Origin of the sequence: uncultured Winogradskyella sp., from assembly GCF_947498005.1 — a bacterium.
Taxonomy (GTDB): Bacteria; Bacteroidota; Bacteroidia; order Flavobacteriales; family Flavobacteriaceae; genus Winogradskyella.
Window position 1 is genome coordinate 49,372 of the sequence record NZ_CANMIW010000003.1, and the last position, 12,296, is coordinate 61,667.

Annotated in this window: 12 protein-coding genes; 2 read left to right on the forward strand and 10 right to left on the reverse strand. The window is 33.5% G+C overall.

All coding sequences use genetic code 11. The features are described from left to right. From Q0891_RS06110 to Q0891_RS06155, 10 genes are all read right to left on the reverse strand, one after another. Entirely contained in the window at window positions 1-948 is a 948-nt protein-coding gene (locus tag Q0891_RS06110; RefSeq protein WP_299099789.1) for a TIM barrel protein, read from the reverse strand. A gap of 3 nt (window positions 949-951) precedes the next feature. Next, window positions 952-2,205: an NRAMP family divalent metal transporter gene (locus Q0891_RS06115; protein ID WP_299099791.1), complete on the reverse strand. Its 1,254-nt coding sequence runs from the start codon at window positions 2,203-2,205 to the stop codon at window positions 952-954. A gap of 14 nt (window positions 2,206-2,219) precedes the next feature. Next, a complete protein-coding gene (locus tag Q0891_RS06120) occupies window positions 2,220-4,538 on the reverse strand; it encodes a chondroitinase-B domain-containing protein (RefSeq protein WP_299099794.1) in 2,319 nt (772 codons plus the stop codon). Between the two features lie 52 nt (window positions 4,539-4,590). After that, window positions 4,591-5,361 carry an SDR family NAD(P)-dependent oxidoreductase gene (locus Q0891_RS06125; RefSeq protein ID WP_299099796.1) on the reverse strand — a complete coding sequence of 257 codons (771 nt, stop codon included), beginning with the start codon at window positions 5,359-5,361 and terminating at the stop codon, window positions 4,591-4,593. Between the two features lie 279 nt (window positions 5,362-5,640). Next, the gene (locus tag Q0891_RS06130) at window positions 5,641-6,240 is read right to left on the reverse strand and encodes a GNAT family protein (protein ID WP_299099798.1); all 600 of its coding nucleotides are present in this window, start codon (window positions 6,238-6,240) and stop codon (window positions 5,641-5,643) included. Between the two features lie 171 nt (window positions 6,241-6,411). Then, complete coding sequence (locus Q0891_RS06135) at window positions 6,412-7,158, reverse strand: YebC/PmpR family DNA-binding transcriptional regulator (protein ID WP_299099800.1); 747 nt, start codon at window positions 7,156-7,158, stop codon at window positions 6,412-6,414. Window positions 7,159-7,271: 113 nt separating this feature from the next. Beyond that, window positions 7,272-7,559: a 4a-hydroxytetrahydrobiopterin dehydratase gene (locus Q0891_RS06140; protein WP_299099802.1), complete on the reverse strand. Its 288-nt coding sequence runs from the start codon at window positions 7,557-7,559 to the stop codon at window positions 7,272-7,274. Window positions 7,560-7,630: 71 nt separating this feature from the next. Continuing rightward, window positions 7,631-8,464, reverse strand: coding sequence for a sugar nucleotide-binding protein (locus Q0891_RS06145; RefSeq protein ID WP_299099804.1), 834 nt, complete (start codon window positions 8,462-8,464; stop codon window positions 7,631-7,633). A gap of 22 nt (window positions 8,465-8,486) precedes the next feature. After that, window positions 8,487-9,569, reverse strand: coding sequence for a glycine cleavage system aminomethyltransferase GcvT (gene gcvT, locus Q0891_RS06150; RefSeq protein ID WP_299099805.1), 1,083 nt, complete (start codon window positions 9,567-9,569; stop codon window positions 8,487-8,489). A gap of 67 nt (window positions 9,570-9,636) precedes the next feature. After that, on the reverse strand, window positions 9,637-10,146 hold the full coding sequence (locus Q0891_RS06155) for a DUF421 domain-containing protein (RefSeq protein ID WP_299099807.1): 510 nt from the start codon (window positions 10,144-10,146) through the stop codon (window positions 9,637-9,639). 206 nt (window positions 10,147-10,352) lie between these two features. On the opposite strand from Q0891_RS06155, the gene Q0891_RS06160 reads away from it, so the two are divergent. Together Q0891_RS06160 and Q0891_RS06165 are read left to right on the forward strand one after the other, a co-directional pair. Further along, entirely contained in the window at window positions 10,353-10,670 is a 318-nt protein-coding gene (locus tag Q0891_RS06160; protein WP_299099809.1) for a four-helix bundle copper-binding protein, read from the forward strand. A 22-nt stretch (window positions 10,671-10,692) separates the two neighbouring features. Next, complete coding sequence (locus tag Q0891_RS06165; protein WP_299099811.1) at window positions 10,693-12,219, forward strand: GH3 auxin-responsive promoter family protein; 1,527 nt, start codon at window positions 10,693-10,695, stop codon at window positions 12,217-12,219. Window positions 12,220-12,296 lie beyond the last annotated feature (77 nt).

The window sequence follows — 12,296 nt, forward strand, 5'->3', positions numbered from 1 at the left end:
TTAAGCTTCTTTCCAAAGTTTTTGAATCATTTTTAAATCTGATTTCATAGCATCAAAAACCACTTTTTTATCGACTTTAATGTCGCTTCGTCCTTTTTCAGCACCTCCTAAAGAATATTCTAGGTGTAAGGATGTTGGTGGATTTAATTCATAAGATTTTAATAGTTTAAAGTACTTATTAAAATCTACCATACCTTCTCCAATGGGTACATTTATTACTTTGTATTTCCCATTAACTTTTGCCCATTTATAATCTTTTAGAACAATGGTCTGAATTTTATCATTTAAAAGTTTTAATCCATTCTCCCAAGATAATCCACCATCTACCATGGCATGACGAATGTCGTATTGAACACCAAAATAATCTAAGTCTACGCTATCTAATATTTGATTTATTTCCCAGTACGATGCGCCAACTTTTGTGCCTGCATGGTTTTGGTAACAGCCTATAATATTGTGTTGTTTGTTAATTTCTCCTAGGTTTTTAATCTGTTCTTGGTAGATTGCTATGGATTCTTCCATGGTTAATGCTTCATGATATTTATACCAATTCATTCTGTAGTAATGCACATCTTGTTGTGCAGCTGTTTTTATAATATCTAAGTCGTAAGAATTATTAATATCAGTAATTGCCGTTGTAATCATTTTACAAGAAGAACCTATAGATTTAATGTCTTTAATGGCTTTTGGTAAGTCAGTAAGTACATCTTCTGTTAAAACATGACCTTTTGGTCTAACGGTTAAGTCTAGTCCATTAAAGCCTAGTTCGGCAGCAACTTCAGCAGCTTCTTTAATATCTAAAAACTGTAAATGTTTTGAGAAAAGATGAATATCTAAAGGTTTATCATCTGCAATTCCGCTAGACATATTTATTAACAAAGGCGCAAAGGGCATTGCTGCAACGGTAATTCCAGCTTTTTTAATAAATTTTCTTCTAGATAAATTCATGTATTAAAATATTAGAATCCAACCATAATAAATGGAAAGAAGTGATAAAAACAGTATGCCTAAGTAGGTTAAGAATTGTAACCCTCGTTTTGGTTTTTGATTAACTGGAACTTCATTACTTAAAACATTTTTTAAATTCATATAACCAACAATAGGAGCAAGAACAAAGGATGTTGCTGTGGCTACGGCTAAAATTAATCCCATATTGGCGCCAAGTGCATAAAGAACAACAATGCTCATCACAGCAATAATTACAATACTAGAAGCGTAGTATTTTCGGCCTTTAAATTTTTCGTGTTCGCCAACTAATAAACCAATAATATCTACACTCACTCTTGCAATAGCATCATGTTGCGTTAAACAAGTGCTATACATGGTCGCAAAGGCTGAAATAGCGATAAAGACATATGCCCAATTGCCAATATGAGTAGAAAATAGACTAATCACTTGATCCGCAAAGATAGTTGCGTTTCCACTTAATTCTGTTCCAGAGCCATAAAGCGTCATGCAGCCTATAATTAAAAAGAAAATCGCCAAAACAGCCGTCATTATATAACCTAAATTAAATTCTTGCAATGCTTCTTTTAAAGGTGGTTTTTTGTGGTCAACTTTATATTTTTCAGCGCTCCAAAGACTCAGCCAACTACTGCCTTCAACAGCTGTTGGCATCCAGCCGATTAATACAATTAAAAATAATATGCCTGTTTCGTTAAAGATTTCAGGAGCATTAAAATTAGCAATAGAAGAGATTTGTCCTTTGTTAATGACAAGTACAGTGGTTACTAATAAAGCGCCAAATAATATAGGTATTAAGAACTTCAGTGTGGTTTCTAATAATTTATATTTTCCAATAATTAAAATGATACTATTGAAAAGAAACAAACCTAAAGCCACTGTGGTTATGCCAACATCATGAATACCTAAAATATTAATTAAAAGACCTGCAGCAATAGAACATAATGCGGCAGGACTAGCAATGCTAGTTGCTAATGTAATAAAGGCATACAACCATAAATAGCCTTTTCCTCGATTACTATAACCTTCAATTATACTTTTACCCGTTACGTTGGTGTATCTAATGCCAAATTCAAAAAATGGATATTTTAAAAGGTTGGCCAAAATAATCGGAATAACCATTATCCAGCCATATTGAGCACCTGCTTTTGTAGAAAGAACTAGATGTGATGTACCGATTGCCATACTAGCAAATAGAAGACCAGGACCAAGGTTTTTGAGAATTGTTTTAATTGTATTCATTGAGTCGTTGGTTATTAGTACAGGATTTCTAGTTTTTGTTGGTCTTCAACTTTAATATCTCCAGAATTAATGACCGTATTATTTTTATGATGATTATTCTTTTCGCCCCAAAGTAAAGCGACAAGTTTTACAGGATTATCCTTAAATGTATTATCAGAAATATGAACATTGATAATACCTGGTGTTTTAATCAACAACTCAGATTTTTCTGTTTTACCACAATTTGTAAATAGGTTATTAGAAAGCGTTAAAACACCACCAATAGTAGATTCATCATAACCACCTCTGTAAAAATGAATCAGATTTTGGCTGATATTATTGAATTCACAATTGTTGAAAGTAACCATTTCTGCATTATAATCGCCTTTTTCATCAGCAGCTAATACAAAGCCGTTTTTACTGTTTTTAATAATGGTTTTGTTGAAGTTGATACTATCTGCAAAAGACCCTTTTGAAGCTTTTAAGATGAAGTTGAAATTGTCAATAATACAATCGTCGATAAGTAGATAGTATGCTGAAGCCATATTTTCAGAGAGAGGCGCAAATGCGAGTTGATTGCCTTGTCCTTTTATACTAATATTTTGAAGCTTAAGATTCCCTTTAGGATTCATTTCAAACAAAGGAGTTTGTTCTTTTCCTTTATAAATAATTTCAACACTATTTTCTCCATTAGCTCGAAGCGTTATCTCCTTATCAATTTTAAGAGATGTATTCACTGAATATTCAGTATCAGTGAGCTCAATAATATCGCCTGATTGTGCTTGAAGAATTAATTTTGAAAGCTCGCCTGATTTTGATGATGCCCTATGAATATTAGGTTTTGAAATTTCTTTTTCGGTTGAAAACCAATCTGGTCCATATAGACTTTTATCTATTTTGAAGTTTTCAGCAGCCGTTAATTGATTAATTGCTCCAACTTTACTGTTATCGCTTCGAGATGAGCCAAATAAGTCGTTTTTTATTCTTACAAAGTCATAACCATTGAATACGCTATCTAAAGCTTGGTTATTGGGAGTTTCAGGTGCATATAACCAATCATTGATTTTCTTCATTTTAATGGTTTCATTTTGAAACACATCAAATTCTGAATAAACACTAGCATTATTATCTAAAACATTGTTTTTAAATAGAATTCCGCTCATGTCATCATGATTGACCAAAGGTGCCGAATCTGATTTTGTATTGTAAATAAGGTTATTGGCAATAGTTGTTCTGATAGGAGGTGCCGAACGAATTTCACTTTTTGGTAAAACATCTGCACTTGCTAAATTTTGACCAACTCCAATTTGAAATGGCGATTTACAATCTACCCAAGTATTATAAGCTACAACCACATCTGCGACCTGTTTGTAGCGATTTAAAGGCGTCATAGGAATGCCATTCATTATGGCAAGAGGACTTCTAAATTGTTCGCCTCTTATTTTGTAGAAATAGTTGTTGGTAATCCAATGACCTGTATTTACAGCTCTTATTCCTCCGTAAAAATCCGAATCGTCGCCACCAATAAAAATGTTAGCATCTACATTGGCATAATTGCTATGCCTTAGCACTAATGAGCCTTCGCATTTATAGAAAATATTGTTAGTAAATGCATTGTAATTTGTTTTATCTGAAATGATTTCAACTTCGCCATTACAAGCATCAAAATAATTGTTAGAGACGTTAACGTAACCAGGTGTTAATCTTGTTTTACTATCGCCAACCCTTATGGTTTCTGCTCTTGGACCACCTTTCCTTGGTCGTGGGCCAAAATAATTATTCACTATTTGATGATGGTTATTTATATGTTCATTACCTGTAAAAAAGACTCTAATCGTTTCGCCATCATTAGATTTTCCAGAAATATAACAATGGTCTAATTGATTGTGTTTACCATAAAACTCTACCCAACGGTCGTTTGTAGAACGGTTTGGTTTTGTAAACCCTTCAATCACTGTATTTGTAACTCTAGTGTGGTTGGCAATACTATCCTTACTAATCATGTATTTGATGATAGAACTTTCGGGAGAATAGCCATTTCTAAAATATAAACCTTCAACATTAAGATATGTACCACCTAAATGCAAAAATGATTGGCCTTCAATAAATACTTCGCCTGGCGTTTCAGCTTTTAGCGTAATTGGTGCTTCTTCAGTACCTAAGCCATAGAATTTTATTTGGGTATCTTTCCAAATACCATTAGCTAAAATGATTGTGCTTCCTGGTTCAGCTTGTGATATAGCGTTTTGAAGTTCTGCTATATTTTTGATTAAAACCTCGTCGTCAACTTTGTTTTTATCGTTGCAAGAAAACAGTAAAAGCGTTGTTAAGGCTATTATTAGATTGTATTTCATTATTTAGTTTATTAGATATAATTTGTAGAGATTTATCTTGTTTTGAGTGCTGTCATCGTCCCATCCAACCACCATCTACAGTTAGGATACTACCATTCATGTAACTTGAAGCTTCTGAGCATAGAAACACTATTGGTCCTGCGAAATCTTCAGGTTTTCCCCAACGTTCTGCAGGAATTCTAGAGAGAATAGATTCTGAACGGTCTAGGTCTTTTCTCAACGCCTCTGTATTATCTGTACTTATATAGCCAGGAGCAATAGCATTAACATTTATGCCTTTTGAAGCCCATTCGTTAGAGAACGCCATAGTCATTTGGCCAATAGCACCTTTGCTTGCTGCATAACCAGGAACCGTAATTCCGCCTTGAAACGTTAATAGCGAAGCAGTGAACACAATTTTACCAGCTTGTCTCGCAATCATGTCTTTTCCTATTTCTCTTGTAAGAATAAATTGTGCTGTTTGGTTGACTTCAACTACGTGGTCCCAAAGTTCATCGCTGTGCTCTGCTGCAGGAGCGCGTTTTATAGTGCCTGCATTGTTTACTAAAATATCTATAATAGGAATATCTGTTTTTAGTGCTTTAATGAACGCGTAGAGTGCTTTTCGGTCGCTAAAATCACAAGTATACGCTGTAAATTTTCTGCCGAGTTTTGTGATTTCTTTTTCTACTTCACTTCCTGATTTTTCTAAAGTAGCGCTAACTCCAATTATATCAGCACCTGCATCTGCAAGTGCAATAGCCATCGCTTTTCCAATACCTCTTTTACAACCAGTGACTAATGCGGTTTTTCCGTTAAGTTGAAATTTTTCTAATACACTCATGTTATATCATTATTATAAAATAGAAGCTTTGATGCGAATTATTTATGTAATTAGTTAATGCGTTTAAAATATAGATTATAAACTCTTAATTAACTTAGAATTATAAAAATACGAGGTAAAATTGGAATAGAATAAGCAAGTGAAGTTAATTTTAAAATAGGACAAAAAAAGAGGGCAGAAGCCCTCTAATGTAAGTTTTAATAATTTTGATGTTTCAGCGTTTTAAACGAGTATCATAAAATGGTTTATGTTTTCTTTAATTATGTCTGAATTTGAAAATTAGTACACTATAAATTCTGAAAAATTTTCCTCTTTCAATGATTTCCATTCTTCTTTGATGATGCTATAATAAACATCATTTCTACTTTTTCCGTTTGAAGCAACATAGTTATTTCTAAAAACACCTTCTTTCTGTGCGCCAAGATTTTCTATAGCTTTTTGAGACCTTAAGTTATCTTGGTCTGTACTAAATTGTATTCTTCTAAATCCAATAGTTTCAAAACCAAATTTTAATAATTCGAATTTACACGCTTTGTTTAAACCGGTACCTTGGAATTCTGTTCCATACCACGTCCAGCCGATTTCACATTTTTTACTTGCGGAATTTACATTACCATATCTTGTACAACCAGCAACTTTATTAGTTTCCTTATCTATAATTAGAAAAGGATAACAAAGTCGGTTGTTTTTATCCTTAATTGTTTTTGAAATATAGTTTTTAAGCCCTTGTTCATTGTTTATACTCATTCCCATAAACTCCCAAATATCTTTATCGAAGATTATATCTTTGAGTTCTTCGTTTCTTTTATTATCAAAAGGTATAAGTAAAACTCTGTCGTTTTCAAGTTGAATATTCGATTTTAGAAGTTTGATTTTCATTATAGAAGTTTGTTATCGTATTTATATAATATCATTTGCTCGCGGACTAAGGTAGCAAAAATGAATCTTTAGTTTTGTTTAATCTAATTCAAAAAAAACGCGTCAGATTTACTATAAAAACAAAAAAAAGAGAGCAGAAGCCCTCTTTTAAGTTTAACAAATGCAATTGTTTTATTCTGCACTTTCTTCCATAGTATGATATACGTTTTGCACGTCATCATCCTCTTCTAATTTTTCTAAAAGCTTTTCAACATCTTCAGCTTGCTCTGGTGTAATCTTTTTAGTGACTTGTGGTATACGGTCAAATCCAGAAGAAATAATCTCTATATCATTAGCTTCTAAGTAAGATTGAATATCTCCAAAACTTTCAAAAGGTGCATAAATCATAACACATTTTTGCTCTTCGCCATTTTCATCTTCATCAGTATCTGCAAAAATTTCATCCACACCAAAGTCAATCAATTCCAATTCTAATTCTTCTAAATCAAAATCTTTGTCTTCAATTTTAAAATTACAAGTATGGTCAAACATAAAAACAACCGAGCCCGAAGTCCCTAAGCTACCATCTGTTTTATTAAAATAAGACCTTACATTGGCTACGGTACGTGTGTTATTGTCAGTGGCTGTTTCAACTAAAACAGCAATACCGTGTTGTGCATAACCTTCAAATAGTACAATTTTATAATCGCCTTGACCTTTTTCACTTGCTTTTTTAATGGCACGTTCTACATTGGCTTTCGGCATATTTACCGACTTAGCATTTTGCATAACAGCTCTTAAACGTGCATTACTACCAGGATCAGGACCGCCTTCTTTCACAGCCATTACAATGTCTTTACCTATACGTGTAAAGGCTTTGCTCATGGCAGACCAACGTTTCATTTTTCTTGCTTTTCTAAATTCGAAAGCTCTTCCCATAGTAAAAAATAGTTATAAATTATTAAGTAAAAAATTGCCAATTGAAAGGCAAAACAAATTTAAGAAAATATTGAAAATCTTAAAGTAACATTAAAGGTAAATATAATTTAATGTTATTCCTCTTCCTCAACAATAGCTTCAATAGCTTCGGCAAGTTTAAAATCTTTTATGGTTACGCCGTCTGCATCATGTGTGGATAGTGAGATTTTCAGAATATTATAGGTGTTGCTCCAATTTGGATGATGGTTTAAGGCTTCGCATTCAAAGGCAATTCGACTCATAGCACTGAAGCAATCTTTAAAATTATCAAATTCATATTCTGTGTGAATGGCATTGTCGTGATAATCCCATTCCGGAAGGTGTAATAATTTCTTTTCTATAGTATCGTCGTCTAATTTCATACCCTATGTTTTTATTAAAATTACTATAAAATTTATAATCACTACAAAAAATCACAGTCTTTATTTTAAAATCACTTTTTTAATTCTTCAAGAACCGTGTCGCTTGTAATTTGAAGGTGTTTAGGTAAAAGATTGAATTTTGGTAAAACCGCTAGATAACGGTCCTCATTAGTAGTAAATACTTGTTTAGTAACTACTTTTTTGTCTGTAATGAGTTTTAGTATTTCTTTTATAAAATCGTCATGATGTACTAAATCTGTACTACCAAGATGAAAAACACCATGTTTATTTCTGTTGATGATATAATGAATTTGTTGTGTCAATTTTTTGTCTAACATAACGTTCATTATAAGATTAGGAAACACTTCTACAGCTTCCTTGTCTTTTATAGCTTGTTTCAGTTCGTCTAATCGTGGCGAAGCAGGACCAAATACCATAGGAAGTCTAATTATGGCGACTTGCTTTTTGGGCATTCGTAATAATAAATTTTCAATCTTTATTTTAAAATGTCCGTAAACACTATGGCTTAATGTTTTGTCTAATTCGTAGCTAGGATACTGACTATACGCATCAAAAACATTAGCAGAAGACAAAAATATAAGTTTACACTTATGCTTTAAAACATATTCTGCAATATGTTGATGTGCAATAACTTGTGCGTTAAAATTTCCGCGAAGCGCAGAGATAATTATAGAAGGTTTTGTAGCTTCAAGAATTTCGTAAACATCGTCTTCTTCTACATTGTAGTGAAAGAATTGTTTGTTCTTTTCAAATTCCTTTTTCGGAATTCTGTAAGTGCCAAAGGTTCTAAAATAAGGACCCAGTTCTTTGTAAACGGCATTACCAATATAGCCACTTGCACCTAATATGAGAATACGATGTTTTTGCGCTGTTTCCTTCTTCATTAATCAATCGACATTCTATCTATTAACCTTTAAAAAACGGTAATTTAACAACCGTTGCAGGAATAGCTTTTTTACGGACTTGGATATGTATTTTGCTATCTACTTTAGAAAAGACTTTAGGCACATAACCCAAACCAATACCAATGCCTAAACTAGGACTCATGGTGCCAGAAGTTACAGTACCAATAGTTTTTCCACTACCATCTACAATATCGTAACCATGGCGAGGAATACCGCGTTCGTCTAATTTAAAAGCGACCAATTTACGTTCTGGTGTATGCTCTTTTTCAGCTTTTAAAGCCTCGCTATTTGTAAAGTCTTTATTAAATTTACAAACCCAACCTAAACCGGCTTCAATTGGCGACGTGGTGTCATCTATATCATTACCATACAAACAATAACCCATTTCTAAACGCAAGGTATCTCTTGCAGCTAAACCAATAGGTTTAATTCCGAAATCTGCACCAGCTTCTAATACTTTATCCCAAATTTGTTTTACTTCAGAATTTTTGCAATAAATTTCAAATCCACCACTTCCTGTGTAACCCGTTGCCGAAATAATAACATGCTCAATGCCTGCAAAATCGCCAACTATAAAGTTGTAGAATTTTATATCTGCTAAATCGTGGCTAGATAAAGACTGCATCGCTTCAATGGCTTTTGGTCCTTGAATGGCAAGTAAAGAATAGTCTTCGCTTAAATCTTTCATGTCAGCACCAACATCGTTTTTAGACGAAATCCAGTTCCAGTCTTTTTCAATATTGCTCGCGTTAACTACTAATAAATAGGTATCATCTTTAATCTTGTAAATTATTAAATCATCCACAATGCCACCATCATCATTTGGTAAACAACTGTATTGTGCTTTTCCAACTTCTAATTTAGATGCGTCGTTACTCGATACTTTTTGTATTAAAGCTAAAGCATTTGGACCTTCAATTAAAAATTCGCCCATATGAGAGACATCAAAAACACCAACGGCTTTTCTAACCGTTTCATGTTCAGCGTTTACACCTTCATATTGAACTGGCATATTATAACCAGCAAAAGGAACCATTTTTGCACCAAGTGCTTGGTGTGTAGAAGATAATGCAGTGTCTTTCATAATAAATACAGATTTCTTAATTTTTCATTATTTGAAAGCAAAATTAAACAAATTTTTAAGCTTTAGTCTAAAAATCCATAATCCATTCGTCAATAGATTTATCGCTTGTGCCATGTAAAACGGAAATGTCGCCTGTAGACTCAAAAACGACAGCCTTAACCTCAGATAATTGTATCACATTGGCTTCTCTTAGCTTGGCTTTTATGTCAGATTCTGTCACTTTACATTTCTTTAAATTAGTTTCTAATAATTTACCATCCTTCATTAATAATGTTGGTTGGTTATCTACTATGTCTTGCACAAATTTTGTTCTTCTGGCTGCAGCCACTAACATCTGTATAACATATATAATCGCCAACGCGCTAATGCCATATTGCAAGGACACTGATTTAGAAATTATAACGGTTGCCATTACGGAACCAATGGCTACTGTCATGGCAAAATCGAAACTCGACATTTTAGAAAAACTTCGTTTACCGCTAATTCGTGTTAAAATGACTAATGCCACATAAATACCAATCGTCGTTAATATAATGGCAAGAAAACCATCTGTTGAAAATTTAAACCACTCTTTCATAATTCTTTCGTTTTTAAGTTCGGAATAAATATGCTTTAAAATGGAATTACCGTTTAACTCAAATGCAATTAAGTTTACTCTAAATAATGCTTTTATGGCTTTTAAATTCTATTTTTTGATATGCGTTAAACCTTTTAGCAATTGCAATACAACCTTCTTTAAATATTGAAGACCTTAGTGGAAATTAATAATTAAAATCATTTATTATGAAGACTGTATATAAAGACGTTATTGAAGCTAATTTAGAATGTATTATAGATTGTAGAATCTGTTTTTCTGAAATGGCAGGCAAAGAAAGTTTTAACGATTGCCCTAAATGTTGTATTCAATGTGCAGATGCTTGCGGTATGCTCATAAAGGTAATGACTTCAGATAGCGTATTTGTTAAACAGTACGCATTATTGTGTGCCGAAATTTGCGAGTATTGTGCAGACCATTGTGGCGAGCACGAGCATGTACATTGCAAGACATGTGTTGAAACCTGCAGAAAATGTGCAGAAGCATGTAGAAAAATCGCAGCGTAATTAAAAACTTTAAAAACACATTATGGCTATATTAGGAAATATTATAAAAGGTGTCATTGAGCTGAAAGACACGTTTACTTCTGAAATTATTCACGAAGAAGCACAAGAAAACGTACTTAAGGAATTGCTTGAAAGGGCAAAACACACCCAATTTGGTGCTCATTTTAATTTTGAAGCTATTCTCGAAAGTGAAAACCCTCAAAAATCATTTGCAGCGCAAGTACCTTATTACGATTACAATAAGATAAATGACGAATGGTGGCACAAACTTCACAATGGCGAAACTGATGTCACTTGGCCAGGAAATCCATCGTATTTTGCATTGAGTTCTGGTACAACTGGAAAAACTAGTAAACGAATACCTGTTACCGATGATATGATTGAAGCGATTAGAGGTGCAGGAATTAAACAGGTGTTTGCACTCAATAATTTTGACTTACCTGCAGATTTCTTTGAAAAGGAAATTATGATGCTTGGCAGTTCTACAGATTTAATTGTAAAAGACAATCATAAAGAAGGCGAAATTAGCGGTATTAGCGCAAGTAATATTCCGTCCTGGTTTAGAGGATATTATAAACCTGGCGAAGAAATTTCGCAGATTGATGATTGGGACGACCGTGTGCAACGTATTGCAGAACGCGCAAAAGATTGGGATATTGGTGCATTAAGTGGCATTCCTTCTTGGATAGAATTGATGCTTCAAAAAGTAATTGAATATCATAATTTAAACCATATTCACGAGATTTGGCCAAACCTGCAAGTCTATACATCTGGAGGTGTCGCTTTTGCACCCTATGAGAAAAGTTTTAAAGCGTTATTAGGCAAACCAGTAACCGTTATTGATACCTATTTAGCTTCGGAAGGCTATATTGCCACGCAAGTGCGACCAGAAACAGATGCCATGCAACTGAATACAGATAATGGCATCTATTTTGAATTTGTGCCTTTTAAACCCGAATACATTAACCAAGATGGTTCACTTACTGATGAAGCACCTGCTTTAACTTTGAGAGAGGTTGAAACTGACCAAGATTATGTGCTCATCATCAGTACAGTAAGTGGTGCTTGGCGTTATTTAATTGGAGATACTATAGAATTTACAGATGTTAAACGTGCCGAAATTAAGATTACAGGTCGGACAAAATTCTTTCTAAACACTGTTGGTTCCCAATTATCAGTGAATAAGATGGATGCAGCGATGCGCGAATTGGAAGAAAAATTTGATACCACCATTTCAGAATACACCATTTGTGCGAAACGAGGCGATGATGATGAGTTTTATCATTATTGGTATTTAGGTTCGGATGTAGAAGGTGTTGATAATTCTGAAATTGCCAAGGCTTTAGATGAAAGTTTAAAAAACGCAAACAAAAATTATAAGGTAGCACGAAGTAAAGCCTTACATGGCGTCAAAGTGAAAGTCATTTCGCCAGAACGATTCTATGATTGGAATGAAAGAAACAAGAAAAAAGGTGGACAAGTAAAAATGGAACGCGTTATGGGCGAAGAGAAGTTTGCAGATTGGGAAGCGTTTATTAAAGAATCTTAGTAGATTCCTTCTCAATAAGACATTAAAAAAGCTATTATGAAAGTAATAGCTTTTTGTTTTTAAATTTTAAATGGTTG

What these genes read in the sequence shown, in the direction of transcription:
- Q0891_RS06155 (WP_299099807.1), bottom strand. Translation starts at nt 10,146, where the DNA reads ATGAAAGAGTGGTTTAAATTTTCAACAGATGGTTTTCTTGCCATTATA.
- Q0891_RS06115 (WP_299099791.1), bottom strand. Translation starts at nt 2,205, where the DNA reads ATGAATACAATTAAAACAATTCTCAAAAACCTTGGTCCTGGTCTTCTA.
- Q0891_RS06110 (WP_299099789.1), bottom strand. Translation starts at nt 948, where the DNA reads ATGAATTTATCTAGAAGAAAATTTATTAAAAAAGCTGGAATTACCGTT.
- Q0891_RS06160 (WP_299099809.1), top strand. Translation starts at nt 10,353, where the DNA reads ATGAAGACTGTATATAAAGACGTTATTGAAGCTAATTTAGAATGTATT.
- Q0891_RS06140 (WP_299099802.1), bottom strand. Translation starts at nt 7,559, where the DNA reads ATGAAATTAGACGACGATACTATAGAAAAGAAATTATTACACCTTCCG.
- Q0891_RS06165 (WP_299099811.1), top strand. Translation starts at nt 10,693, where the DNA reads ATGGCTATATTAGGAAATATTATAAAAGGTGTCATTGAGCTGAAAGAC.
- Q0891_RS06130 (WP_299099798.1), bottom strand. Translation starts at nt 6,240, where the DNA reads ATGAAAATCAAACTTCTAAAATCGAATATTCAACTTGAAAACGACAGA.
- Q0891_RS06135 (WP_299099800.1), bottom strand. Translation starts at nt 7,158, where the DNA reads ATGGGAAGAGCTTTCGAATTTAGAAAAGCAAGAAAAATGAAACGTTGG.
- Q0891_RS06120 (WP_299099794.1), bottom strand. Translation starts at nt 4,538, where the DNA reads ATGAAATACAATCTAATAATAGCCTTAACAACGCTTTTACTGTTTTCT.
- Q0891_RS06125 (WP_299099796.1), bottom strand. Translation starts at nt 5,361, where the DNA reads ATGAGTGTATTAGAAAAATTTCAACTTAACGGAAAAACCGCATTAGTC.
- gcvT (WP_299099805.1), bottom strand. Translation starts at nt 9,569, where the DNA reads ATGAAAGACACTGCATTATCTTCTACACACCAAGCACTTGGTGCAAAA.
- Q0891_RS06145 (WP_299099804.1), bottom strand. Translation starts at nt 8,464, where the DNA reads ATGAAGAAGGAAACAGCGCAAAAACATCGTATTCTCATATTAGGTGCA.